The organism is Aeromonas sp. Y318-3, from assembly GCF_027706185.1.
GTDB lineage: Bacteria > Pseudomonadota > Gammaproteobacteria > Enterobacterales > Aeromonadaceae > Aeromonas > Aeromonas veronii.
In genome coordinates this window covers 181147-207023 of sequence record NZ_JAPDCN010000009.1, presented here as the reverse complement: position 1 = coordinate 207023, position 25877 = coordinate 181147, and the positions used below count along the sequence as shown (strand labels likewise).

The following is a 25877-nucleotide window of genomic DNA, read 5'->3' as shown; positions in this document are numbered from 1 at the left end:
TAGTTCAGTCGGTTAGAATACCGGCCTGTCACGCCGGGGGTCGCGGGTTCGAGTCCCGTCCGCTCCGCCACTAATTTTAAGGCCTTCCCTGATGGGAAGGCCTTTTTGCTATGTGCGATCTTGCCCATAAGTCCCACAGATTTGTACGCAAGAACGAGTACAAAAGCCCAGTCTCACGACCGCGCGTTGGTGTTTTTAGCGTGTTAAACAGCCAGTGTTAGCATTTATCTAGAGGAAGAGAACTAAAACCCTGTCATCTCCTCCATTTTCTATCTATATCAAGATCTTATCTGATGGATTGCTGGCCATTTTAACTGGTTTACTTTTGGCCAAACTCTGTTCATGGTGCGCGATTAGGGTTGTATCTCGCTTATAACTCGGTAGAGTAAGGGCATCTTGAGTTTGCCTGTCCCGTGCCGAGTTTGCCGGGTTCCAGGTGTAACTTGGCCAGTTTTTATCAACCTTAAGTCAGTGGTATCGATATGGAACAAGTAAACAAGTCCACCTTCAGCGATGTACTGGAATATGTGCGTATGTCCCGTCGCCAGAACAAACTCAAGCGTGAAATTGCGGATAACGAAAAGAAGATCCGTGACAACCAGAAGCGCGTACTGCTGCTCGACAACCTGAGCGACTACATCAAGCCGGGCATGAGCATTGATGATGTACAGGCGATCATCGCCAACATGCGTGCCGACTATGAAGAGCGCGTGGATGACCACATCATCAAGAACGCCGAGCTCTCCAAAGAGCGTAAAGAGCTGAGCACCAAGCTGAAGGGCATGAGCTCTCACAAATAAGCGTTCAGCTTTCGCTTAAGAGACACCGGCCACTGGCCGGTGTTTTGTTATCAGCTCGGATCTCTGCCACTCCTGCAACAATCGGCTCCCCTTTTTAGAATTGCCCTGTTACCATCACTACAAAGCGGTCAATAGTTTCAAGCCATTGACTTGAAAAGACTAAGCTTGAGTGAAACACAATAAATTGCGCAACCATGGTGGGGCTGATATGGGCGCATCAGAACAGACGGATTTGACACAAGTGGCATCTCACGATTCATCTGTCCAGACCTCGGACGGGAACCCAAAGCGCAAGCGTCGTCCCTGGTGGCGTTGGCTGTTCTGTTTTCTCTTTTTATTGTGCCTGGGGGCGGTGATCGCTCTGGTTGGCTATGAGATGAAAACCTCGAAGCTGCAATCTCAGGAGATCTCCCGCTATGCTGCCAAGCTCACCTATCAGGTCGAGCCAGGCCAGAGCAAACAGATCGCCTTCCCTGAGGATGGCCCGTTCGACAAGCGGCTCGGCTATGTGCAACTGCCGATGATGCAGGAGCGTCTGCTGCAACGGGGTTATGAAGTCAGCAAGCAGGTGCATTTTTCCGACGCACTCTATGACTACGCCAGTCGTGGCTTCTTCGTGCCCTATACCGAGAAGGTACAGGCCGGGCTGACGCTGCACGATTGCCGCGCCGAGCCCTTCTATCAATTCAAGTATCCGACCCATCACTATCCGGATTTTGACTCCATTCCGCCGCTCGTCATCCAGTCGCTGCTGTTTATCGAGAACCGCGACTTGCTGAGCAATGAAGAGCCGTTGGCCAACCCGGCGGTCGACTGGCCCCGTTTTGCCAAGGCGGCGCTCTCCCAGGTGGGCAAGGCGCTCGATATGCAGGATCAATCTGCCGGTGGCAGTACCCTGGCGACCCAGGTGGAGAAGTATCGCCACTCGCCGGATGGCCTGACCCTGTCGCCGACCGAGAAGATCCGTCAGATGGCCTCTGCCAGCGTGCGGGCCTATCGTCTCGGGCCGGAAACCCTCGAAGCGCGCAAACTGGTCGCCTGGGCCTATCTCAACTCGGTGCCGCTCTCGGCTGCGCCGGGATATGGTGAGGTGCATGGTTTGGGAGATGGTCTCTGGGTCTGGTTTGGTGCCAACGTCGATGACGTGAACCGTCTGCTGGATCCCGCCCGCAACCAGAATGCGCCGCTGGCCGAACAGGGACTTGCCCTGCGTCAGGTTGTCTCGCTGATGATTGCGCACCGCCGTCCCTCTTACTATCTGGCTCAAGGGCGAGAGGCATTGGCTACCCTGACCGACAGCTACCTGCGCCTGTTTGTGCAGGAGGGGATGATCACGCCATCTCTGATGGAGGCGGCGCTCAAGGCCAAGATTACGTTCCGTGACTTCCTGCAGTCCCCGGCTATCACCCGGGTGAACAATAACAAGGGGTTGCAAGTTGCCCGTACTCGCCTGAGCCGCCAGCTCGGGGTGCAGCTCTATGACCTCGATCGGATGGACCTGACTGCCGATACCAGCCTCAACATGCCGCTGCAGAACGAAATCTCCCGTTATCTGCAACAGCTGGCCGACCCGACGTTTGCCGCCCAGGTAGGGCTGTTTGGTGAGCGCCTGCTCTCGCCTGAGAAGACGGGCGATGTGCGCTACAGCTTCACCCTGTTCGAGAAGTCGCCGGAAGGGTTCAAGGTGCGGGTACAGACCGACAACACCGATCAGCCGTTCGATATCAACGAAGGTTCCAAGCTGGAGTTGGGCTCAACCGCCAAGTTGCGGGTGCTGACCACCTATCTGGAGATTGTGGCCGAGCTGCACGACAACTATGCCGGGATGCCGGTCGAGAATCTGCGTAAATTGGCTGCCGTCTCTCAGGACAACCTCAGCCGTTGGGCCATCTCCTATCTGATGACGGCTCAGGACAAGAGCCTGCCTGTGATGCTGGAAGCGGCGCTGGATCGCAAATACTCCGCCAGCCCCAACGAAGGGTTCTTTACCGGTGGCGGCATGCACACCTTCAACAACTTCCGCCGCGAGGATAACAATCGTATTCCGACGTTGCGTGACTCTCTGCGTGAGTCGATTAACTTGCCCTTTGTACGGTTGATGCGCGATATCGTGCGCTACAGTCTCTACAAGGAGGGCAACCGTGCCCAGTTGCTGAAGGATGACAAGGATCCCCGCCGTCAGGAGTATCTGGCCAAATTTGCCGACAAAGAGGGCCAGACCTATCTGCTGCGCTTCTGGCGCAAATATCGCGGCAAGACCCCCGAGGAGCAGCTCGATACCTTTCTTGACGGTCTCAAGCCGAGTGCGGTACGTCTGGCGGCGGTTCACCGCTACCTGATGCCGGAAGCCAGCGAAGCCTCATTTGCTGCCTTCCTGGCGGAGCGGCTGCCGCGGGAGAAGCTGAGTGCGAAACGTGTCAATCAGCTCTATGTGAGCTATGGACCGGGCAAGTATTCACTGCCGGATCAGGGCTACATCGCCCGGGTTCACCCGCTGGAGCTGTGGTTGCTGGCCTATCTCAAGGAGTTCGACAAGGCGACCTTTGCCGACGCGGTGGCGGCCAGTCGTGACGAGCGGCAGGAGGTCTACAGCTGGCTGTTCAAGACCCGTCATCGCAGTGCCCGTGACAGCCGGATCCGCACCATGCTGGAGGTGGAAGCGTTCCTCGATATCCATCAGCGCTGGGCCAAGCTCGGTTACCCGTTCGACCATCTGGTGCCTTCGCTGGCGACCGCCTTGGGCAGCTCCGGCGATCGCCCGGCAGCGCTGGCTGAGCTGATGGGGATTATCCAGAATGGCGGTATCCGCTCGCCAACCCTGCGTATCGAGCACCTCTCGTTCGCCAAGGGGACGCCCTTCGAGACCGAGTTTGAGCCGCAGCACTCCGAGGGCACCCGGGTGATGCCGGCAGAGGTGGCTGCCGCCCTGCGCAGTGCGCTCTCCAAAGTGGTTGAAGGGGGTACGGCAAGACGTATCGCCGGTGCCTTTACCCTGCCGGACGGCACTGTGCTGCAGATGGGGGGCAAGACCGGGACCGGGGATAACCGGATTGAAACTGTTGGTCGTTATGGCAACGTGACCAGCTCACTGGCGCGCAACCGCACCGCGACCTTCGTTTTCTATCTGGGTGAGGATCACTTCGGTACCCTGACCGCCTATGTACCGGGTAGCCAGTCTGACAAGTTCCGCTTCACCTCGGCGCTGCCGGTGCAGGTGCTCAAGGGAATGGCTCCCCTGCTGACGCCTTACCTGCAACCGGGCTCCCATACCCAGTGTCTGGCGAACCATTGATGCGAGCGAATTACCGCTCATCACGCAGATAACTGACCAGAAAAAACGGGGAGGCCGACAGCCTCCCCGTTTTTATTTCCTTATCGGACGCAGCGGCGCTCGATTGCGATCAGGCGTTCAGTACGAACTGCTCGATCACCTGAGCCACGCCATCTTCATCGTTGCGGGCAGTGGTGTGCTGGGCGAGAGCCTTGATCTCGTCGGTGGCATTGCCCATTGCAACCCCGAGACCCGCGTACTCGATCATGTGGCGATCGTTGCCCGCATCCCCGACGCAGATCACCTGATCGGCGGTCAGGCCCAAGTGCTCGGCCAGTGCGGCCACACCTGTTCCCTTGTTGCTCTGCTTGTTCATGAACTCGAGGAAGAAGGGGGCGCTCTGTACCACGGTATAGCGCTCATAGAGCTCTGCAGGCAGTCGCTCGATGGCGCGGGAGAGCTGGGGCGGCTCATCGATCATCATCACCTTCATGATCTGCTCGTCGGCAGGCAGGGTGGCGAAGTCGATCAGATTGATCGGCATGCCGATCAGGCGGGATTCGTGCTCGGTGTAGGTGCTGACACGGGGACTGATGAGGCCCTGGGTGACCGAGAAACCGTGAACGTTCACCTCCAGCTCATCAGCCAGTTTGGCGACGGCGCTGGCGTCACTGCCGGTCAGCAGCTGGCTGCGGATGATGCGCTGATCGGCCACCTGCTGCACCAGGGCGCCGTTGTAGCAGATGACGTAGTCATGCTCTGTGGTGAGGCCGAGCTCTTCCAGATAGCGGCTCATCCCTTCCAGCGGGCGGCCGGAGGCCAGCACAACGGTGACCCCTTTGGCGCGCGCGGCGCTGATGGCGGCGTGGGTGCGGGGAGTAATCTGGCCCTGCGGGTTGAGCAGGGTGCCATCCATATCCAATGCGATCAGCTTGTACATCTCTCACTACCTGAGTCTGGGTGGCCCGCCCGGTGGGGCCAAGGAAGTGGCGAGTGTAGCGAAAATCGGCGGCGGGATCACGGCCGGTTCAGCGATGCGGCCGTGCCGGTTGATCTATTTGTGCCCCTCGTAAGGGGTCATCTCGAGGGTTTCATCATGGATGGTCAGACGGGTAGGGCCTCGGGTGATGGTAACCTTGCGTTTTAAGCTGGCCATCTCGACCTCGATGCCGGAGTAGAGGTGCTGGGTGGCAATGACCTCCATCTGAGCCATCAAGTTTCGCAGCTCCTCCTGGTTGGCGGTGAGCTGCTCATCGAGCTGGGCCAGTTCGGCCAGCTGATGGTCCCGGATCGGTTTGAGCTTGCGCAGGGTATCCGGATTGCGCTTGTCGCCGGGCAGTTGCAGCAACTTCATGACCAGCTCCTTGATTTTCTCCAGCTGGGCCTGACACGCCTGCTGGCGCAGCTTGAGCTGGTGTTCCTGCTCCTTGTGGGTGAAGTAGCCGCCAAGGATCTGCAGCCGGGTATGGTTGGCGGCCTCGGCCCCCAGGCTGGGAGCCATGATCAGGCGATTGGCAATGCTGGTACCCCCCAGCAGAGTGCCTTTGCGCATGTTGCTATCGCCTACCTTGATATCTTGTCCGCTGCGGGAGTAGCAGTGGCTGAGCTGGCTCTGGATCTGGATATCCCCCCCCGCTTCCAGCTGGGCATACTGGGCGTAGCTGGCGTGGATTTCCCCTTGTGCATTGAGCTGGCAAAGGTACTCTCCCTGCTCGTTGCGGCGGCCAATGATGCCGTGGCGTACCGTAATGCTGCCCCCCGCCTCGATCCAGCCCCCTTCGATAAAGCCGCCGATGACGATGTCACCGCTGACCCGGATCTTCATGCCCGGGTTGACGTCGCCGCTGACGATTAAGCCCCCTTCAAAATCAATGTGACCGTGGCGGGCATCCACCTGTTTGACGCTGAGCACCTCGTCCACCTTCATGCCCGCTTTCTCCTGACAGGGCAGGCCCGCCCGACCGGCAATCAGCAGGTCGGGATCGTCGGGGGAGATGAAGGTGCCCTCACCAGCACTCATCGGACTGTCTTTGCCATCCTTGGCGGGCAGGTCCTGACCGGTCACGGTAAAACCGGGTACCCCGACGGTGGCCGGATGACGGCGCATCAGCGGAGCGCCTGCCTTGACGGTGACGATGGAGCCGAGATCCCGCAGGTCGACCTTGCCATGACCCAGCTCCTGCGGTTTGAGGATCCGTTCGGCCGGGGTCTCCACCAACCGCTCATAGCGAGTGTCCTGACCATTGACGGCAGGCTGGCCGTTGGCAATCACCAGCTTGAGCTGACTGCCGGGGGCGGCCTCCTTGGCTGACTGGATGGCAGCGGTGAGCAGTTGCTCACTCACCCCCTGTTTGATTTCGCTGATGGCGATCGCCTCTTTCAGCTGTTCCAGCGTCACATACTTGCCACCCCAGTCGGCAGTGATCTGGGCGATGGCGCTCATGCGATCCTTCTCCACGATTACGGCGAGTCGGGCATCCTGACGCTTGCCGACAGGGATGGGGTTGGCGGGGACGGGGGCGGCAGGGTTGGTGAGCAGGGTATTAAGCAGGCTGATGGCCTGTTTGATCCCCTCGGGCAGCGGCTGATAGCGGCGACAGTTGGAAGCGAGCAGCAGAGCCTGCACATCCTGTTCCGTGACAGGTTTGGTGAGACCGGCGGCAATCCGCAGGCAGACCAGTTCCATATCGCTTGATAGCAGCAACCACTCTTTGCTTAACACCGCATCTCCTTGCTGGATGAGAACGGAGCGATCGGCTCGCTCCTCTACTGTCATTTAATCTCTCAATGAATTAATAAAGCGAGTCGCCAACCCTGAGAGTGGGCAGTATTCAGATATTTCCTCTGAATGGTCAATGAATTGAAGTCAAATCGGTGATGGCGGCCAGATAAATGTGGGCGCTGTTTGGAAACGGAGTGAAAAGACGGATCGCAGCGCCAGCGACATAGGGTCGCTGGCAGGGGAATGGCGGTTCTTATCAGCTGCGCTGGGCTGTTCTGGCCAGGGTGAGGTAATCGCCAAGCACCGGCTCACCCAGCATATGGCGGCGCAGCATGTCGAGGGCGGCAAAGGCGAGGATCTTGCGGCGACTCTCCGGGTCGGGGTGGCTGACCTTGACCGTCTGACCGATGTGCATGCCATCGGCGCTGAGCAGCAGTGGTACCCCCTCTGCGCCCTCTCGCCCTATGGTCAGTTGCAGGCCCGCATCGGTTGTCGGCAGTTGCGCCAGCTCATCGGCCAGTTGCGCGCTGAAGTTGGCCTCCAGCCTGGGATGGCCGTGACAAAGCGCCAGCAGCGCACCTCCACTCTCCCCCTCCAGCAGAGTCAGCGGTTTGTCTTGCAGCAGCGCAAGGATCTGCTGCGCCGGTTCCGTATCTCCGCTGCCAACCAGCCAGGGACGGATCGTATCCAGCAGTCGGCGCTCGGCACTCTCCATGTCAGCGGTACTGGCGCCGTGGCCGATCAGTTTCAGCTCGATAAGGGGCATGGAGGAGCGGTAACCCAGCTCAATACCAGCTGGCCAGGGTTCGGCATCCAGCATATCGCTGAGGGCGGATTCCGAGATGCCGAAGGTGTAAAAGCGACGCAGCTCGGTGTCGATCTGCGCCCCGGCCAGCTGTTTGAGGCGCGGCAGAATTTGCTCGCGCACCATCTGTTTGAACTCGAACGGCACGCCCGGGGTGAAGAAGAGCTGGCTCTGGCCACTTCGCACCACAAAGCCGCAGGCGGTGCCGACCGGGTTGTCGAGGATTTCGCTCCCCTGTGGCAACCAGGCCTGTTTGGCATTGCTTTGTGCCATGGGGCGACCACGGCTGGCGTAGCGGGCCGTGATGGTAGCAAGCCAGTTGGGGAAGAGGGTGAGCGGCTGTTCAAAGGCTTCAGCTGCCGCCTGAGCAGTGAGGTCGTCGGCAGTGGGCCCGAGCCCGCCACACACCAGCACCACCTCGGCGCGGCTGGCACTCTCTTGCAGCACCGTTTTCAGGTCGGTGAGGTTGTCCCCTACCGTCAGGCGACGGCGCACCTGCCACCCCTGTTCCAGCACCAGAGCGCTGAGCCAGGCCGCGTTGGTATCCACCACCAGACCCGTCACTATTTCGTCTCCGGTACTGATGATCTCGATACGCATGGCAGGCTCCTTGGATTAAACGGGTGGCAATGGTTGGCCTCGGGCCAACACAATCAGGCTTTGTTGTGCTCGAAGTAGTAGCTGATCCGGGTACGCGGATTGAGGTACTCGAACACGGCGGGCGGCAGCCGTTTGGGGTGGATCACCTTGGCGATTGACAGTTCGGCTTGCTGCAGGTCGATGATGGCGGCTTCCTGACGGGGAATGCGCGGATCGTAGACCAGCACCGAGGGGTAGAGCAGGCGGGAAGCGTTGACCGACATCACCAGCCCCACCTGACCGTTGGAGAGTTGCACCACGCTGCCGGGGGGGTAGATCCCCATCAACCGGATCAGCATGCTGAGGTACTCCGGATTGAACTGCGCCTTGCGCTGCTTGTAGAGGCCGCTCAGGGCCGAGTAGGGCACCTTGGCCTGCATGTGGCAGAGGTTATCGTACTCGTTGATCAGCGACACCATCTGGGTCAGCGGATCGAGCTGGCCACCCTTGAGCCCTTCCGGCCCGCTGCCATCGAGATATTCGTGGTGATGGAGCACGATCCCCTTCGCCTCGGCCGGGAAATCCTTGGCCAGATTGAGCAGATCCAGCCCGTAGCGCGGGTGCTGGGCCATCAGATTCTGCTCCGGCTTGGTCAGCGGCTCGGTCTTGCGCAGGATCTGGCTCGGGATCTTCAATTTACCGATGTCGTGGAATAGGGCCCCCATGCCGACCTGACGGATCTCGTCGGCCGTCATGCAACACTCCTTGGCCAGCAGCATGCTGAGCACGCTCACATTGAGGGAGTGGAAGTAGAGGTTGTTGCCATCCTCGCTGTCGGAGACCAGGTGCAGCACCATTTCGTCCACCGAGAGCAGTTGCTCGGTCATGGCATTGACCAGCTCCTGCGCCTCGCCGATGGCATTGAGGGGGCGGGACTGGATCTTGCTCATCACGCTGCGCACCTGCGCCAGCGACTGCTGGAACTGCTTCTCGCACTGCTGCAGGTTGCGGCGATAGAGTTGCAACTGCTCGATGCGGCGATCCTTCTCCTGCTGCATCTGGGCCTGGCGCTGGGCGGCGTCTGCGCTCTCTTGTTGCTGAGGCTGTACCTGATTGAGGGGCTTGGGCGGAACGTCGCTCTTGTCGGGAATGATGGTGACCAGTTTCAGGCCGAGACGGCGGATCAGCTCGATCTCTTCTTCACTTTTGATCTTGAAGCTGGAAAACAGGAACGGGTGTTCGCGCCACCCCAGTGGCAGGGATACATAGTTGCCGACTTGCAGTCGATCTACGGAAATCTTGATACCGGTCATTATCTTGGAAGCAGGAGACACACTGAGCCGTATGCTAGTCAAAGGCGGGGGTGAATACAAAAGGTATCTGATGACAGGGCTGGAGCTTTATTATAGGCTTCTGGATGTCCAGACATATTTACCGATGCAGTACAGGGAGTAAGCATGCCGATCAAGATCCCGGATCAGTTACCCGCCGCCGAAGTGCTGGGGCAGGAGAATATCTTCGTGATGACGGAATCCCGGGCCGTCACCCAGAACATCCGCCCGCTGCGGGTGCTCATCCTCAACCTGATGCCAAAGAAGATTGAGACCGAGATCCAGCTGATGCGGATGCTCTCCAACTCGCCGCTGCAGGTGGATGTGGATCTGCTGCGCATCGATGACAGGGAGTCAAAGAACACGCCGCAGGCCCATCTGGAGAACTTCTATCACGACTTCGAGCAGGTGCGTGGCAATAACTACGACGGCATGATCATCACAGGGGCGCCGCTCGGGCTGGTGGAGTTCGAGGAGGTGGTCTACTGGCCGCGTATCGTCGAGATCATCGAGTGGTCCCATCAGCATGTCACCTCTACCCTGTTCCTCTGCTGGGCGGTACAGGCGGCGCTGAAAGCTTTGTATGGCATGGAGAAACAGACCCACGGCGAGAAGCTCTCCGGGGTTTACCGCCACCATCGCCTCGATGAGCACGAGCCGCTGCTGCGCGGTTTCGATGACGAGTTTGTCGCCCCCCACTCCCGTTACGCGGCGTTTGATGGCGATCTGATCCGTGCCCAGACCGACTTGCAGATTTTTGCCGAGTCAGAAGAGGCGGGGGTCTATCTGGCGGCGACCAAGGATTGTCGTCAGGTGTTTGTCACCGGGCACCCGGAGTACGATGCCCTGACGCTGGACGGGGAGTATCAGCGGGATCTGGCGGCAGGGCTCGACCCGGCCATTCCGGTCAACTACTACCCGAATAATGATCCGGGCAAGACCCCGCGCGCCAGCTGGCGCAGCCACGGTCATCTGCTGTTTGCCAACTGGCTCAACTACTACGTCTATCAGCTCACCAGCTATCGGGTGGAGGATATCGGCAAGGTCTTTACCTACGACCAGGGAGGCAAATAGTCAGTCGCCCTGCGCCAGCCTCTTGGCCAGCTGGTCGAGCCATTGGCGGTGGCAGGCCAGGGTAAACGCCTTGGGTCTGTGGGCCTTGATGGCGGCCATCGCCTCTTGCTGTGGCTGGCCGAGGGTCATCAGCAGCGCGGCGGCGACCAGACCGGTACGACCGCTTCCCCCTTTGCAGTGGATGACCAGATGTTTGCCATCCCCCAGCAGCTCGCGCAGCTGTGGCAGCGCCTGTTGCCAGGCAGCCTCGAAGTCGGTGTCGGGGGCCAGATCATCCTCGATGGGCAGATGGAACCAGCGCATCCCTTCGTGTTCGACCTGCTGGCCGAGCTGCGCCAGTTCGAGTCGGATCAACTCGGCGCTTGTCATCAGGGTCACCACCCCGTGGGCACCGGCCAACCGCAGTTGATCGAGCGCCAGGGTCAGCGGCACCTGCTGGGTGCCGGGGCAGGGGGTCAGCAGCAGCTGACCGTCGACACGGGGAACCTCAAGGCTCCAGAAGGGGTGATACGGGTGCATGGCGGATCCTCGCGTGGTGGCCGCAGGGCTGCGGCCGGTGAATGGCGCCAAGGATAGGCGGGGCAGGGGGGATGTCAATGGCCGTTGTGTTTGCCCCGGTTTACGGGCAGAGTCTAAAAAAATGAGCGGTTCAAGGAGTTAAGATGAGAAACCTGGATCAACTGGATTTGGATATCCTGGCCCATCTGTTTCGGGATGCGGGCATGACCAACAAGGATCTGGCCGCGCTGGTGGGCGTTGCCCCCTCCACCTGTCTGGAGCGGGTGCGTAAGCTGCAGCAGGATGGCGTGCTCAAGGGGGCGCACTGCGAAGTGGATTATCAGGCCCTCGGTGGCCACATTCAGGCCATGGTCTCCCTGCAGCTGGCCCGCCACAGCCGCCAGATCATCGATGCCTTCCGCGATGCCATTCTGGCGCTGCCCGAAGTGATCAGTCTGTTCCACATGGGGGGCAAGGATGATTTTCTGGTGCACCTCTGTGTCTCTGATACCGAGCACCTGCGCAACTTCGTCTTCGATCACTTCACCTCCCGCGAGGAGGTGGTGCACCTCGAAACCTCGCTGGTATTCGAGCACAAGTTCAGCCGCTCCCTGCCCTGCTTTCCCCAGCCATAACGGCCAGTGGGCCGACAGTATGAATAGATAGAAAAAACCGCCAGCTGGCGGTTTTTTCTATTCTGCTATGGGTTGAATCTGCACGGGGTGCTCAATTGGCGGCGGTGCGTTCATCCTTGGCCGTCTGATAGAGACTCTTCTGATAGGCCATGCTGCCCCACAGGGCAAGACCGAGGGCATCCTCCTTCAAGGCGTCCGGCTGCGCCGCCAGAGTCAGCTTCTCGCTGGCATTGTCGTAGACATAGCCCTCTGCCGCCCGCTCCGGTTGCAGGATCACCACATCCTTGCCGCGCATCAGGGCAAAGTTCTTGTCGTACTGCATGATGGCGCGCCCCGGCCAGTCGGCGGGCATGCGGGTCAGATCCTTGCCGAGCATGGGGTAGTCGGCACTGATCCCCATCAGGGAGAGCAGGGTCGGCGCCATGTCGATCTGGCTGACGATGCGCGGATCCTTTCTCGGTGCAATACCGTCGCCCACGATAACCCCCGGAATATGGAAGCGGGGGATGGGCACCAGACTGGCGCCACCGACCCGGCTGTCGTGATCGGCGATGACCAAGAACAGGGTGTCCTTCCAGTATTCGGACTGTTTCGCCCTCTTGAAAAACTCGCCGATGGCGTAATCCGCATACTTGGCCGCGTTGTTGCGGGTCTGCTTGGGTTGCTCGAAGAGTTCGATGCGGTTGTCCGGGAATTCGAACGGATCGTGGTTGCTGGAGCTGAACACCAGACTGAAGAAGGGCTTACCCTCCTTGTGCAGTGCCTTGAAGGTCTCGTCGGCCTTGGCCATCAGATCCTCGTCGGAGGCGCCCCAGGAGCCCTTGAACACCGGATTGTCGAAATCCTTCTGCTCGACGATGGTGGTGAAGCCGTTGCCGAGGAAGAAGCTGCGCATGTTGTCGAAGTGACTCTCGCCGCCATAAATAAAGCTGGTGTCGTAACCCCGCTGTTTGAGCAGATCCGCGATGGTGAAGAAGTTGGTCTGGCTCTTGCCGAGTTTGACCACCGCCTGTGCCGGGGTCGGCGTGAAGCCGGTCAGTACTGCCTCGATACCGCGCACCGAGCGGGTGCCGGTGGCGTAGAGCTGCTCGAAGGCCCAGCCCTGCTGCGACAGGGCGTCGATGTTGGGGGTAAGCGGCAGGCCGCCGAGGGAGCCGACAAACTGGGCGCCCAGGCTCTCCTGCAACAGGATCACCAGATTCTTCGGTTTACCCCGGAAGCTCGCCTGGTTGAAGGTCTGGCTGGGCAGCAGATCGGAGTTGAAATCACTGGCCGGACGGCCACTCTCCTTGCGCATGACCTCGAGCACCTTCTGAGGTGTCATCTCGCCGTAAAACTGGCCGGCATCCTCCTCGGCGCCCATCTGTTTGATGGCAAAGAAGAGGGAGTAGGCGGAGTTGACGGTGAGTGAGTTGACCAGCGGATCCTCGGCAAAGGCGACCATGGCCGGGTTCAGGGCGCGGTGGCCGAGACTGGAGCGGGCACCGAGAAAACCTATGGCCAGAATGAGCAGGGCGAAGGCCGGACGCAGATACCAGCGGGGGAAGCTGAGACCACGCACCAGACGGCCGCTCAGCCACCAGCCACCGGCCAGCACGGCGCCACTGAAGAGTACCGCCAGCAGCAGCTCGGCTTTGCGGCCCGCCCACAGCATGGCGAACACCTCTTTTGGATAGATGAGGTACTCCACATAGAGGCGGTTGGGACGCACGCCATACTCGGTGACAAACGAGGGGGTGGAGATCTCGAGGAACAGCATCAGCCAGAGTCCGACGGTCAGCCAGACGCGCATCAGTTGCAGCCAGCCCCGGCCGATGGCATGGGGGCCTGCCAGCAGCAGAGTGAGCATGGCGGGGACACCCCAGACCCAGCAGAGGGTCGCAAAGTCGACCCGGATCCCTTGCAGCAGCATCTCCTGCCAACCGGCCACGGCATCCACCCGTTCCAGTTGCCAGAGACCGAGGGCGATTCGGCTGAAAGAGAGAGAGAAAAGCGCGAGCGCGCAGAAGATGGCGAAGGGCCAGAACGGGCCGAGTCGCTGTTTTAGATCTGTCATTTTTGTTCCTGAATGAGACTGTAAGCGCCTGTCCACAGACGTTTTTTACTTGTTGTGAGGTTATGACAGATCGAACTGGTTAAGGTTGCATTCAATTTTGTTAAAAGCCGGAATTAACACATTTATCATCTAAAAATGTGATGTCGCGCGCTTAATGAGCACAGCATAACCTGCTGGATAAAATGTGAGCCAAAGCGCGTATGGATGGGGGATGGGTGTTTATAATTGCCGCGAATTATCTCAATCGGAGCCGAAGGGATGCCGGTCTTTATCGATGTCGAGTATGTGCGGGGATGGCGCCTGTTTCTGGTGTTATCGGATGGCACCACGGGGGTGCTGGATCTGACCCCCTGGCGAACCCAGCCGCTGTTTGCAAAGCTGGAGAGCGAGCGTCACTGCGCCCAGGTCTTCATCAACCGTCACCACCAGCTGGAGTGGCCTGTTGGCTGCACGCTATCCGCTCATGAGGTCTATCACCTCATCTCTCCCATTGATGAGCGGGAAGCCTTCAGCTAATCCCCATTTTTTGTGAGCCAACGCCAGATTCCTGTTGCTGGAATGTTTGCCCGTTTGCCTTTCTGAGCCAACTTGGGTAAAACCTGCGCAACATTTTGCCAACTTGCCTTCGCTTCACCTGACAGAGGCTTGCCGCTTTCGCGCCGCAGGCCTTTTTTGCGGCCTGATGGCAAACCTTTCCCTTGCTGAAAGGTTTGGTTGGTTGAATGAAAATAACAAAACAAACAAATACATAAGGAAAATGTATGGCTTGTCATATGCGCACTCCTCTTGCCCTGCTGGTGGGCGGGCTCGCCTGTCACGGCGCTGCCGGTCAGGAACCGGTGCAACAGCTGGATCCCATGGTGGTGGTGGCAACCCGCCCCGCCAGCACCCTGGAGGTGACACTGGATCCCAAGAAGCCCGGTTCCCCCATGCCTGCTGCCGACGGCGCCGGTTATCTGAAGAATGTCACCGGCATGAGCATGGTGCGCAAAGGGGGGCTCGGTGGCGATCCCGTGCTGCGGGGGATGGGGATGTCCCGCCTCAACGTGCAGATGGATGGCGGCATGCTGGCCGGTGGTTGTGGCGGCCGGATGGACCCGCCCACGGCCTATGTGTTCCCCCAATCCTTTGACCGGATCCGGGTACTGAAGGGGCCGCAATCCCTGGAGCAGGGGGCTACGCTGGCGGGAACCGTGCTGTTCGAGCGGGACAGACCCGAGTTCACCGCACCGGGCCTCAAGGCCGATGCCTCGGCCCTCTATGGCAGCTTTGGCCGTGATGATCAGATGGTGGATATGACGGCGGGCTCGACCGACGGCTATCTGCGCGGTCAGTTCACCCACTCCGACAGCGACGATTACCGCGATGGTCACGGCAACGAGGTGCGCTCCTTCTATCGCCGCGAGAACGGCACCGCCCAGCTGGGCTGGACGCCGGGGGAGCACACTTGGCTGGAACTGACCGCCGAGCGCAGCAACGCCCGCGCCGCCTATGCGGACCGCACCATGGATGGCCCCATGTTTGATCGCGAATCCTTCGGGCTGAAGCTCAAGCAGGAGCAGATCACCACTCACTGGCAGCGCAGCGAGCTGACCCTGTGGGACAACTACATCGACCACATCATGGACAACTTCAGCCTGCGGCCAAACAGCGGCATGAAGATGCTCTCCAACCCGGATCGCCGCAATACCGGCGGGCGCTGGGCCAACGACATCGCCCTGCCTGCCGACTGGTTGCTGACCGCCGGGTTCGACAGCAACCGGGATCAGCACCGCAGTCGGAGTGGGGTCGACTATACCACCAAGGATCGCCAGCGCACCCTGCGTTTCGAGCAGCAGGGCGGCTTCGCCGAGCTGGGCCGTCAGCAGGGAGCCCACAGCTACAAGGGTGGTTACCGGCAGGATAGGGTCGAGACCACCCGTTATGGCGCCGGTGAACAGACCCTCTACAGCGATACCCTGAGTCTTAACAGCGGGTTTGGCCGCTACGAGTATCAGTGGTCGCCCCGCTGGTCCAGCTATCTGGCCTGGGGGCAGGCGGAGCGGGCGCCGGACTACTGGGAGCGTAGCAAGGACAGCACCCCGTTCACCCTTAACCCGGAGCGCAGTCGCCAGTGGGATGCGGGGCTGGCTTTGCGTAGCCGCGAACTGGACTTGACCCTCTCTATCTTTAGCGCCGATATCAAGGACTACCTGCTCTACAACAGCAAGTCGAACAAGGTGCGCAATATCGATGCCCAGACCCGGGGTGGCGAGTTGGAAGGGCGCTGGCAGTTTGCCGAGCAGTGGCATCTCGATGGTGGTCTGGCGGTGGTCTATGGCGAAAACCAGAGCGACAACAAGCCGCTGGCCCAGATGCCACCGCTCGATGGCAAACTGGCGCTGGGCTGGCAGCCGGACGAAGCGCTGAGTTTCACCCTGCTGGGGCGCGCGCTGGCGGCGCAGGATCGGGTGGATGTGGGCTCCGGCACGGTCGCCGGTCAGGATCAGGGCGAGACCCCGGGCTTCTTCACCATGAACCTGAGCGGCGCCTGGCAGTTTGCCAAGGGGTGGCAGCTTTCGGCTGGGGTGGACAACCTGTTCGACACCTTCTACTACGAGCACCTCTCCAAGTCGGTGCACGCCAGTCAGGCGGGGTTGGGCTATGAGCAGAGCGGCCGCATCCCCGAGCCGGGCCGGTCCTACTGGCTCTCTGTCAACTACCGTTTTGCCTCGGCAGGGGGGCTCTAACCAGTTGAGTCAGATAACGTTTTCAGTCACAGACACCGCTGTGTGAGCATCGCTATCATGGTGAAAAACAGGCGTATCAGACGCCTGCTCTCACAGCGGGAACATAACAATGAAACAGGGAACGTTACGCTATGGCGGCCTGCTCGGGGCCGCCCTGTTACTTGCGGCTTGCGGCGGCAGCGGTAGTTCAGGTGGGGAGAGCGCTCCCCCCGTCGTCAATCCGCCGGTCACCCACCCTCCGGTCGCCACGGCCAGTCGTGCCTGCTATGGCGACGATCAACCCGCCTGCAACCTGCGCATCTATCAGGTAATGGTGGAGTCGTTTGCCGATGGTGACGGCAGTGCCAACTACGGCGTCGGCTATGGCCCCTCCCAGCACAACGGCGATCTGCAGGGGATCATCGACAGTCTCGACCACATCAAGAGTCTCAACGTCAACGCCATCTGGCTCACCCCGGTGTTCGACTCCTGCGCGGGGCAAGGCGGCGATAACAAGCTCGATGCCACCGGCTACTTCGCCTGCGACTTTTTTGCCGTGGATCCCAACTTTGGCAGCAATGCCAAGCTCAAACAGCTGGTGGACGGGGCGCACCAGCGCGGCCTCTATGTCTTCCTCGACGGGGTGTTTGGCCACGTCAACAAGGTGGGGGTGAGCAAGCCCTCGCCAGAGGGGCGTCTGCCAGCCCTCACCAGCGGCGGTGCCGGTTATCCCGGCCAGCTGGTGGATTACAGCAAGCCGGAGAGCCTCGCCTACTTCAAGGAGGTGGCCCGCTACTGGGTCGAGCAGTACGGTATCGACGGCTGGCGCCTCGATCAGGCCTATCAGCTTGGGCTGGATGATTGGCGCGCCATTCGCAGCGAGGTGGAGCAGGCCAGCGCAGCGCGCAAGGTCGCCGGTCAGCAGTGGGGCACTCTCGGCTACATGGTGGGCGAGGTGTGGAAGGGGGCTGACGACATTCGCGCCCAGGCTTACGGCAGCAGTGACAATCCGGCGCTCTCCTCGGCCTTTGACTTCCCGTTGCGCTACGGCATCCTGCAGGCGCTGGCGGTCGAGGAGTCCGGCAAGGGCGGGCAGGGGGCCAGCGTGCTCGATGCCAGCTGGAACAAGGTGGAGAACTACCCGAATCACGCCATGCCGAATCTGATGCTGGGCAACCACGATCTGGTGCGTTTTGGCGATCTGCTGGAGCGCGGCAACTTCAAGTCGACCGAGTACTGGCAGCGCCACAAGGCGGCCTTCAGCTTTATGGCGGCCCGCTCCGGCCCCATCACCTTCTACTATGGCGAGGAGTTTGGCGATGAGGTGCCGGGCTTTGCTGCCAAGGTTGGTGGTGACTGTGCGGCGCAGGGCTTGTGCGACGATCATGTGGCCCGCAGCGACGGCAAGGTGCCCGCTGTCACCGGCTTTGTGCCGGGTAGCGAACAAGCCGAGCTGAAAGAGTGGCTCGCCCAGCTGCTGGCGATGCGTGCCGCCCACCCCGCTCTCTATCAGGGAGAGCGAGTCAAACTGGTGGCCGAGGGTAGTCTCTATGGTGACATCAAGCAGACGGCGGGAGAGCAGATAGTCTACCTGCTTAACCTCTCCACCACGGCGCTCAGCTACAACCTGCCGACGGGCAAACTGCGCAGCGGCAGCGCGCTGGTGGATCTGCAAAGTGGCGAGAGTCTGGCTATCGGCGGCAGCAGCGTAACGGTGGAGATACCGCCCTTGAGCGGGCGTTTCCTGCGTCTGCAATAAGTCAGCCACAGCCCGCTTTGATATGAGAGAGGGCCCCATCGCGGGGCCCTCTCTGTCATTGTGGGCGACAAAGGCATGGCGGGGTTATGCGGTGCTCTGGCCCCGGTTTTCCAGCCGCTGGCGGAAGGCGCGGGCCAGTCGCTCGTAGAGATCCTGCGCCTCCTTGTCTTCGATATCGCCGCGGATCCAGGGGTTGTCGACGATCTCCAGCAGCACGCAGTCGCGCCCCTGCTGGCGCAAATCGAGCCCGTAGAGGCCATTGCCGAGCTGATGCACTGCGCGGCGAGCGGTCTGCAGTACCCGTTCCGGCACCTCGTTGAGTGGCAGCGCCTCGATCCGGCTCATGTCGAGAGGGTGCTTGCGGCGGCGGATGCGCTTGCCGGGTTCGGGCCGGTAGCGGCGACAGGCGAACAGCGGCGAGCCGTCGAGAAAGCCGATGCGCCAGTCGAACTCGGCGGGGATCCGGCTCTGCACCAGCAGCAGGGCGGAGCGGCCCAGCCCCTCGTCCAGCAGCCGGGCCAGCTGTTGCTCGTCGCTGGCCAAGGCGAGATCCCGTCCCTGCGCCCCGTCGGGCACCTTCACCATCAGCGGCAGGCCGAGCCGCTGCACCAGCTCATCCACATGGTGGCGGCCGCGGCGGGTCACCACCATGGTGGGCGGCATGGGCACGCCGCTGCGCACCATCAGCTCGTAGAGATAGAGCTTGTTGCTGCAGGCGAGGATGGCGCGGGAGCTGTCGATCACCGGCATCTTGAGCTGTTCGGCACGGTGGGCAAATTCGAAGGTGTAGTGGCCGACTGCGGTTTCGGCACGCAGCCAGAGGGTGTCGAACTCCGGCAGCCGCTCGATGGCTGACGGTGGCAGGATCTCGGCCCGGATGCCCTGGGCGGCGGCAGCCCGGATAAAGCGCTCCAGCGCCAGCCCGTCACTGCTGGCACGGCCATCATCGGGATCCACCAGAATGGCGAGCTGGTAGAGCGGCGCCGCCTGCTCCTCGTCACCGGTCCCCACCAGTGCCTGGGCGTGGTGCAGCATCAACTCTTTCTCGCTTGGGCTCAGCTCCAGCGGTGACAGGCTCTGCTGCTGGCGTACCGACCAGCCGTGGCGGCCGCGCTTGAGGGTCAGCTCCTGCAGCGGCAACTGGCTCAGGCCATAGTAATAGCGCGCCAGCCCTGCTAGCTCGTTCTGTTCACACTGGCCGAAGATGGCGCGTACCCGGATCCTGTCCTCGCTCTGCTGGGCCAGCCATCCCTGCGCCTTGCGCCACAGCTTGGCCGGTGGCTGCAGGGGTTGCAGTCGGCTGATGGCTTGCAGACCCGGCAGACAGTGGTGGCCGCGTGCCTGGGCCAGCAGCGAGCAGTAGTAGCCTGCGCTAAGGTGTTCCAGATTGCGGCAGAGGTTGATGATGCGGGGTCGGCCGCCGGTGGTCGGCACGCCATGTTGCAGATAGGTGCGGGCGGTCAGCAGATAATCGGCATGGCAAGGCCAGTCGCCCAGCTCTTCGACGATGACATAGGTACTCATATTTTCGGCTCCACAGATCAGACTGCCTGAACAGGCAGGATCCCCAGTGGGCTTCGATGCACCGACAAGCACGACAATGGCGCGAGGGGAAACAAGAGGTTACAGTGCCTAATATGACGCCTTGGTAACTTGTGATACAAGTCGCATTTTTGGTGCTGAGGATAAATAACCGAACAAGGACTCCCCGTGTTGACCGTACGTGCGGCCCGAACCGATGATCTGGGCGCCATCGTTAATCTTGAACGCTACTGTTTTCCTCCCGAAGTCGCCTTTGGCCGCAGCCGCTGGCACTATCTGCTGGCCCACGCCAAGGGGCGCACCCTGTTGCTGCTGGATGAGAAACATCAGCTGATGGGCTATCTCTGCCTGCTGGAGCACAGAGGCTGGGATCGGCTGGTCATTCAGGCGCTGGCCATCCGCTGGACAGTGCGCCGTCTGGGCTGGGCCCGCCGTCTGCTGGAGCAGGTGATCTGCGAGGGCAAGGCCGCTGGCTGGGGGGCGATTCGCCTCGAAGTGGGGGATGCCAACGAAGAGGCGCTGGCGCTCTATCAAGGATTGGGGTTTCGTCCCCGGCAGCGGCTGGCGGACTACTATGGCCGCGACCAGCACGCCCACCGGCTGGTGCTGCCGCTGGTGAGCGACGAGGAGCGTGAGCGGCGCAGAGCGGCTCGCACTCAGGCGCGCAAGCCGCCTGCGCAGACCAACTGACCATATTGAACGAGCAACATCGAGGAGCAGGATGAGCTGCGACAACTGTCTTGCCACCGCCATCAGGGCCAAGCTGGGGCGCTGCCCGGTCTGTGCCATCCAGACCTTTGTCATCGGTCTGAGTGGCTGGCTGGTCTGGTGGTGGTGCGGCGCCGACACCTCGGTCAACGCCCTCACCGGCCTGCTGTTTGCGCTGGGTGGCTCGGGCCTGTTGCTGCTCCATCTGGTGGTATTTGTCTGGCGCAAGGCGACCGGACGTGAATTGAGCGATGAATAAATCAGATTGGTTTCAACAACATAAATAACAATATCGGTTGAGATAATGGAGGTTCAGATGATTGCAATGGTAACGGGCGCCTCGTCCGGTTTTGGTGAGTCCATCAGCCGCCAACTGGTGCAGGCGGGCTACAAGGTGATCGGTACCGGTCGCCGTGCCGAGCGGCTGGCTGCGCTGGCCGACGAGCTGGGCGAGCAGTTTCTGCCGCTGGCGTTTGATGTGCAGGACAAGGCGGCTACCCGCGCCGCCATCGCCGCTCTGCCAGCCGAGTGGAGCGAAGTGGATCTGCTGGTCAACAACGCCGGTCTGGCGCTGGGGCTGGAGCCGGCCCACAAGGCGGATCTGGAAGATTGGGAGCAGATGATTGCCACCAACATCAGCGGCCTGACCCTGCTCACCCGCTTGCTGCTGCCGGGCATGGTGGCGCGCAATCGCGGCCATGTCATCAACATCGGCTCCATCGCGGGTACCTACCCCTATCCGGGCGGCAACGTCTACGGCGCCACCAAGGCGTTCGTGAAGCAGTTCAGCCTCAACCTGCGCGCCGATCTGGCGGGCACCGCCATCCGCGTCACCAACGTGGAGCCGGGCCTGTGCGGCGGCACCGAGTTCTCCAACGTGCGCTTCCACGGTGACGATGCCAAGGCGGCCTCCGTCTATCAGGGGGTGGAGGCGATCCAGCCGGAAGATATCGCCAATACCGTGCTCTGGGTGAGCCAGCAACCGGCCCACGTTAACATCAACAGCATCGAGATCATGCCGGTGGCCCAGACCTTCGGCCCGCTCAATATCAGCCGTCGCTGATCGCTGCATTGGCTGAAACAAAAGAGGCTCCCGTGGGAGCCTCTTTGCGTTGGCGAGCCGGTCACAGGCTCATGATCTTCTTGAACTCTTCCTCCGAATACTTCTTCTCGCTGCGCTTGGTCAGATCCGTCATCAGCTTGTAACGCAGATCTTTGGCCATCTGATAGGTCTGCTCCAACTGGCCATAGGAGTAGTCGGCGGCCAGCCCGATGGCGGTAGCCTTGTCGCTGGCGTAGGCCTGCTTCAGGCTCTTGTCGAGCAATGCCACCTCCTTGTAAAGCTTGCTGCTCTCCTTGCTCCAGACGCCGCGCAGCAGCGGTAGGTATTTGTCTGGAGCGGCGCTGGCCAGCGCGGTCAGGCTGCGGAACTGCCAGTAGGCGGAATCATCGGAGTAGCTGTCGTTACCGGTGCGATAGGGCAGGGGGTAGGATTCCAGCGCGTTGTAGAGCGGCACCATCACAGATTCGGCCAGCACGCCATAGCTCTGCCAGATGAGCCCCTGCAGCTCTTTGGGCATCTCCTTGCGCAGTTGGATGACGTGGGATTCCAGCTGGCGATCGACGCGGATCGGCCGCTCCGCCTTGCCCGCCAGCGACGTGCCGTCATAGGTGGCGCTCAGCACCCTGGCCACGTCCGGCACGGCGATGGGGGCATCCGGCTTCATAAACAGTGGATATTGCGCCTGCCGGGTCGCTTGTTTGTGGGAGGCGGTCAGCATGTTCTGGCCGAGCCACTCCCGATCCACGTTGTAGGGATCGGCAATCACTCCGAACGCCTTGGCGAAGTTGAACTCTTTCGGGTCGGCGTTATCCAGCAGTTTGTGCTCGCGCACGAACTCCAGCAGCTTGGGCGAGTGCAGCACATCGGCGCTGTCGAGATTGACGCCGTGGATGCGCAGACCGTTGGCCACCATGGCGTAGCTGTCGTCCGGTACCCGCACCGCAATCCAGTGGTGGCCGGAGCCAATTTCCATCAGCCAGGCTTCGTTCACATCTGCCAGATAGAGGCTGTTGCCCTCACCGGCGCCATATTGCTCCACATAGCGTCCAAGCAGCTCGACCCCCTCTTTGGCTGTTTTGACCTGCGGCAGGATCAGGGTCGGGATGATGGCTTCAATCACTCCTTTCTCGATCAGCGGATCGGCTTTCCGGGCCTTGTCGTTGACCTCGGCACTGGTGGTGGCCGAGATGGCGACGTTGAACTCGTTGATGCCGCGCTCTTCATAATATTTGCCTGCCGGATCGCTGGTGGTGGCATCCCAGTCGTGGATGGCGGAGTAGGCGAAAAATGCTTTGGGCATCGGCACTTCCAGCCCGTTGCCCAGTTTCCAGACCTTGCCCTCGTTCTGCTGCGCGGGCCGGAAGGCGAGGTACTTGTTCCAGTTGTTGACGCCAAAATCCTCGTTTCTGGCGATCATCACGCTGCCGTCCAAGCTGGCTCCCTTGCCGACAATAAGGCCGGTACAGGCGTCGGCACTGGTGCCAAGCAGGGTGAGCAGGGTGGCAGAGAGAAGACTCAAGGTGTGTTTTTTCATAGGTGTACCCGAAGGGTTGCGGTGAGTGAGAGTCAGACGAGGGGATGAGGTGTGGGGAGGCTGCAACTCCGAACTGGCAGCGGAGTGAGCACGGCAGATTGGTCTGCCTGTTATTGGTTTTTCGAACAGATCATCCATGACACGGCTGGCTGGTTGTGATGTGCGCCAAAATTGTATTCCTGAGTGGTTGTTTATTTTGTGATCGAGCTGCGGTTCCTGACTTTTCTCTGGCGTCGTGGCGCGTGGACGGCGAAATGTGCCAAAACAGCGAGAGCCGGCAGCAGATGAGTCATGATTCTGACGCCAGCCTTGCGTGTGGGGCGTGGTGAGATCCGCCATAGCGCGGGATCTTGCACTATCTGACAAGTTGGCCTGTAACTTGCTGGTTTAATTGATAATGGTGGGGCCTGACGCCCCATGTGACCGGATCAGCCTGTGCCCATTGCCGCAGATGCGCACTGAATTGGAGCCCCCATGGATATCAAACCCTACAGCCAGCAGCTTGCCCAGAGCGCATCCAACAACCGTGCCCTCGCTACCCTCAACAGTGCCAGTAGCGGCGGTCAGGGCGGTGGCTGGGAGGAGATGGTCAGCCTCTCCACCCAGCGCATGACCGGCCAGGCCCAGCAGGTGCTGACCTACGAACATCTGGCCAAGAACAACAAGTTGCCACCGGCGCTCGATATGAGCTCCGACAAGGGGGGCGTGGTGCAGCAGCTGGTGGACAAGGCGCTCGGTTTCGATCGCAAGAAGTTCAACGAGATCGAAGAGAAGCTCAAGACCATCGCCGATAACAAGAAGCTGACGCCGGAAGAGCGGGCGGAACAGAGCAAGCCGCTCAACGAACAGCGAGAGGCGATGCTCAAGGAGGCGATGGATCGCCTGACCGGCAAGAAGAGCTCATCCACAGATAAGGCCAAAACTGCCTGATCCTGCCGCTGTTCTGAGATCTACCCGGTCGGCACCGATGGGCCAGTGTCGACCGCCGATGGGCAAGCTTCTGCCACCTCTTTTGACCTCACCTCCCCACAGGCGCACAATGTCCGCGCATTGAGCCAGTCGAGGAGTCCGCCGTGTACAACTTCCAATATGCCAATCCGACCCGCATCTGTTTCGGCGAGGGACAGATCGCCAGCCTGCCCGAACTGATCCCGTCCGGCAGCCGGCTGCTGGTGCTCTACGGTGGCGGCAGCATCAAGCAAAACGGCGTCTATGAGCAGCTGACCCGGGCGCTGGAAGGGGTGACGTGGCAGGAGTTTTCCGGCATCGGCGCCAACCCCAGATTCGAGCTGTTGATGGAGGCGGTGGCGCAGGTGAAGCGCGAGCGCATCGACTTCTTGCTAGCCGTCGGCGGTGGCTCGGTAGTGGATGGCACCAAGTTTGTCGCGGCGGCCGCCTGCTACGAGGGGGATGATCCCTGGGATATCTGCGGCAAGCAGGCGAGTGTGCACAAGGCGCTGCCGATGGGCTGCGTGCTGACTCTGCCGGCGACCGGTTCCGAGAACAATCCCACCTCGGTAGTGAGCCGGGGGGATGTGAAGATCTCTTTCAGAAGCCCGCTGGTGCAGCCGCAATTTGCGGTGCTCGATCCGGCGACCACCTACAGTTTGCCGCCGCGCCAGACCGGTAACGGGGTGGTGGATGCCTTCGTCCATATTGCCGAGCAGTACCTTACTTTCCCGGTCGGTGGCGAGGTGCAAGATAGGCTGGCGGAAGGTTTGCTGCAGGTGCTGGTGGAGAACGGCCCCAGGGCGCTGGCGGAGCCGACCAACTATCAGGTGCGGGCCAATCTGATGTGGGCGGCCAGTCTGGCGCTCAACGGCCTTATCGGTTGCGGAGTGCCGCAGGATTGGGCCTCTCACGCCATCGGCCATCAGCTGACGGCGCTCTACGGGCTGGATCATGGCCAGAGTCTGGCGGTGGTGCTCCCCTCACTGCTCCGTGAGCGGGCGAGCCAGAAGCAGGACAAACTGGCCCAGTTTGCCGAGCGGGTGTGGCATTCGACCCGCGAGGACAAGGCCCTGCGTATCGAAGAGGCGATCATCCGCACCGAGCAGTTCTTCCAGAAGATGGGATTGGGTACCCGGCTTGCCGACTACGGCCTCAGCGAAAGCTGCATTCCGGCGGTCTGCTCCAACCTCAAGCGGGTGGGGCGCACCGCGCTCGGTGAGCAGCAGGATATCGACCCGGATCGGGTGGCACACATTCTCGCCCGGGCGCTATAAGCCGGCGCCGGTTTGTTTCCCTGGCTGATGCATTTTCCCAATAAAAGAGGGCCGCTTGTTGCGGCCCTCTTGCATGACGGGTTAGCCGATCACTCGGTGCGCGCCTTGAGATAACCGGCGTAATCCGGGATCTGTACGCTGAACGCTTGTCGCATATGGGGGCTGTCCATGATGAAGTCGGCGGTCGCTTCGTTGGTGGCGACCGGGATATTCCAGACTGCCGCGAGGCGGAGCAGCGCCTTCACGTCCGGATCGTGCGGCACCGCATTGAGGGGATCCCAGAAGAAGATCAGCACGTCAATCTTCCCTTCGGCAATCAGGGCGCCGAGCTGCTGGTCGCCCCCCATGGGGCCGGAGAAGAGACAGGTGATGGGCAGTTGTGCCTTCTTGCCGAGCATGGTGCCGGTGGTGCCGGTTGCATAGAGGTGGTGCAGCTTGAGCTCCTCCTTGCGGCGCATTACCCAGTTCAGCAGAGGGGTCTTCATGTTGTCGTGAGCCACCAGTGCCACCCGTTTGTGGGGTGCCATCTCGCGTGCAATCTGTTCCATGGAAATCGTCCGTAGCCTT

Annotated in this window: 22 protein-coding genes; 12 read left to right on the top strand and 10 right to left on the bottom strand. The window is 60.9% G+C overall.

From position 1 onward, the window contains the following. Positions 1-482 precede the first annotated feature (482 nt). Together tmaR and OKB77_RS14360 are read left to right on the top strand one after the other, a co-directional pair. A complete protein-coding gene (tmaR, locus tag OKB77_RS14365; RefSeq protein WP_005336024.1) occupies positions 483-800 on the top strand; it encodes a PTS system regulator TmaR in 318 nt (105 codons plus the stop codon). Between the two features lie 208 nt (positions 801-1008). Next, positions 1009-4092 carry a transglycosylase domain-containing protein gene (locus OKB77_RS14360; protein WP_270817869.1) on the top strand — a complete coding sequence of 1028 codons (3084 nt, stop codon included), beginning with the start codon at positions 1009-1011 and terminating at the stop codon, positions 4090-4092. 109 nt (positions 4093-4201) lie between these two features. On the opposite strand, the gene yidA is transcribed toward OKB77_RS14360, so the two are convergent. The 4 genes from yidA to OKB77_RS14340 all read right to left on the bottom strand — a co-directional run bounded on the left by yidA (position 4202) and on the right by OKB77_RS14340 (position 9490). Continuing rightward, positions 4202-5011 (bottom strand): sugar-phosphatase, encoded by an 810-nt coding sequence (yidA, locus tag OKB77_RS14355; RefSeq protein ID WP_005363212.1) that lies wholly within the window; start codon positions 5009-5011, stop codon positions 4202-4204. A 114-nt stretch (positions 5012-5125) separates the two neighbouring features. Next, on the bottom strand, positions 5126-6793 hold the full coding sequence (locus OKB77_RS14350) for a DUF342 domain-containing protein (protein ID WP_240533643.1): 1668 nt from the start codon (positions 6791-6793) through the stop codon (positions 5126-5128). Between the two features lie 256 nt (positions 6794-7049). Next, on the bottom strand, positions 7050-8198 hold the full coding sequence (locus OKB77_RS14345) for a CinA family nicotinamide mononucleotide deamidase-related protein (RefSeq protein WP_270817868.1): 1149 nt from the start codon (positions 8196-8198) through the stop codon (positions 7050-7052). Between the two features lie 53 nt (positions 8199-8251). After that, on the bottom strand, positions 8252-9490 hold the full coding sequence (locus tag OKB77_RS14340) for an HD-GYP domain-containing protein (RefSeq protein WP_005336014.1): 1239 nt from the start codon (positions 9488-9490) through the stop codon (positions 8252-8254). Between the two features lie 144 nt (positions 9491-9634). On the opposite strand from OKB77_RS14340, the gene metA reads away from it, so the two are divergent. Further along, a complete protein-coding gene (gene metA, locus OKB77_RS14335; RefSeq protein ID WP_019446225.1) occupies positions 9635-10582 on the top strand; it encodes a homoserine O-acetyltransferase MetA in 948 nt (315 codons plus the stop codon). On the opposite strand, the gene OKB77_RS14330 is transcribed toward metA, so the two are convergent. After that, positions 10583-11101: a cyclin-dependent kinase inhibitor 3 family protein gene (locus OKB77_RS14330; protein WP_005354972.1), complete on the bottom strand. Its 519-nt coding sequence runs from the start codon at positions 11099-11101 to the stop codon at positions 10583-10585. Positions 11102-11244: 143 nt separating this feature from the next. Here OKB77_RS14330 and OKB77_RS14325 point away from each other — a divergent pair, with 143 nt between their 5' ends. Continuing rightward, positions 11245-11715, top strand: coding sequence for an Lrp/AsnC family transcriptional regulator (locus OKB77_RS14325; protein ID WP_005336001.1), 471 nt, complete (start codon positions 11245-11247; stop codon positions 11713-11715). 91 nt (positions 11716-11806) lie between these two features. Here the strand turns inward: OKB77_RS14325 and OKB77_RS14320 are convergent, their stop codons facing one another. Then, entirely contained in the window at positions 11807-13771 is a 1965-nt protein-coding gene (locus tag OKB77_RS14320; protein WP_270817867.1) for an LTA synthase family protein, read from the bottom strand. Positions 13772-14029: 258 nt separating this feature from the next. On the opposite strand from OKB77_RS14320, the gene OKB77_RS14315 reads away from it, so the two are divergent. Further along, the gene (locus OKB77_RS14315; RefSeq protein WP_270817866.1) at positions 14030-14287 is read left to right on the top strand and encodes a DUF2442 domain-containing protein; all 258 of its coding nucleotides are present in this window, start codon (positions 14030-14032) and stop codon (positions 14285-14287) included. Here the strand turns inward: OKB77_RS14315 and OKB77_RS14310 are convergent. Beyond that, positions 14284-14544 (bottom strand): hypothetical protein, encoded by a 261-nt coding sequence (locus OKB77_RS14310; RefSeq protein WP_127006022.1) that lies wholly within the window; start codon positions 14542-14544, stop codon positions 14284-14286. The two genes, OKB77_RS14315 and OKB77_RS14310, sit on opposite strands and share 4 nt — an antisense overlap. On the opposite strand from OKB77_RS14310, the gene OKB77_RS14305 reads away from it, so the two are divergent. Both OKB77_RS14305 and OKB77_RS14300 read left to right on the top strand, forming a co-directional pair. Continuing rightward, the gene (locus OKB77_RS14305; RefSeq protein WP_270817865.1) at positions 14533-16500 is read left to right on the top strand and encodes a TonB-dependent copper receptor; all 1968 of its coding nucleotides are present in this window, start codon (positions 14533-14535) and stop codon (positions 16498-16500) included. The two genes, OKB77_RS14310 and OKB77_RS14305, sit on opposite strands and share 12 nt — an antisense overlap. Before the next feature lie 109 nt (positions 16501-16609). Then, complete coding sequence (locus OKB77_RS14300; RefSeq protein WP_123172290.1) at positions 16610-18238, top strand: alpha-amylase family protein; 1629 nt, start codon at positions 16610-16612, stop codon at positions 18236-18238. Positions 18239-18322: 84 nt separating this feature from the next. On the opposite strand, the gene OKB77_RS14295 is transcribed toward OKB77_RS14300, so the two are convergent. Continuing rightward, entirely contained in the window at positions 18323-19762 is a 1440-nt protein-coding gene (locus OKB77_RS14295) for a RimK family protein (protein ID WP_123172291.1), read from the bottom strand. 186 nt (positions 19763-19948) lie between these two features. Between OKB77_RS14295 and OKB77_RS14290 the strand changes: the two genes are divergently transcribed. The 3 genes from OKB77_RS14290 to OKB77_RS14280 are packed head-to-tail and all read left to right on the top strand — an operon-like array spanning position 19949 to position 21551. Continuing rightward, positions 19949-20470 (top strand): GNAT family N-acetyltransferase, encoded by a 522-nt coding sequence (locus tag OKB77_RS14290; RefSeq protein WP_123172292.1) that lies wholly within the window; start codon positions 19949-19951, stop codon positions 20468-20470. Positions 20471-20501: 31 nt separating this feature from the next. After that, positions 20502-20747: a DUF3624 family protein gene (locus tag OKB77_RS14285; RefSeq protein WP_040067114.1), complete on the top strand. Its 246-nt coding sequence runs from the start codon at positions 20502-20504 to the stop codon at positions 20745-20747. A gap of 57 nt (positions 20748-20804) precedes the next feature. Beyond that, complete coding sequence (locus OKB77_RS14280; RefSeq protein ID WP_123172293.1) at positions 20805-21551, top strand: SDR family oxidoreductase; 747 nt, start codon at positions 20805-20807, stop codon at positions 21549-21551. 61 nt (positions 21552-21612) lie between these two features. On the opposite strand, the gene OKB77_RS14275 is transcribed toward OKB77_RS14280, so the two are convergent. Beyond that, entirely contained in the window at positions 21613-23085 is a 1473-nt protein-coding gene (locus OKB77_RS14275) for a C69 family dipeptidase (protein ID WP_123172294.1), read from the bottom strand. A 474-nt stretch (positions 23086-23559) separates the two neighbouring features. On the opposite strand from OKB77_RS14275, the gene OKB77_RS14270 reads away from it, so the two are divergent. Next, positions 23560-24015 (top strand): hypothetical protein, encoded by a 456-nt coding sequence (locus tag OKB77_RS14270; RefSeq protein ID WP_064341599.1) that lies wholly within the window; start codon positions 23560-23562, stop codon positions 24013-24015. A gap of 143 nt (positions 24016-24158) precedes the next feature. Then, the gene (locus OKB77_RS14265) at positions 24159-25310 is read left to right on the top strand and encodes an iron-containing alcohol dehydrogenase (protein WP_064341600.1); all 1152 of its coding nucleotides are present in this window, start codon (positions 24159-24161) and stop codon (positions 25308-25310) included. Positions 25311-25399: 89 nt separating this feature from the next. Here OKB77_RS14265 and OKB77_RS14260 read toward each other — a convergent pair whose 3' ends face one another. Then, positions 25400-25858, bottom strand: a complete 459-nt coding sequence (locus OKB77_RS14260; RefSeq protein ID WP_005363178.1) for a methylglyoxal synthase — start codon at positions 25856-25858, stop codon at positions 25400-25402. Between the last annotated feature and the right edge of the window lie 19 nt (positions 25859-25877).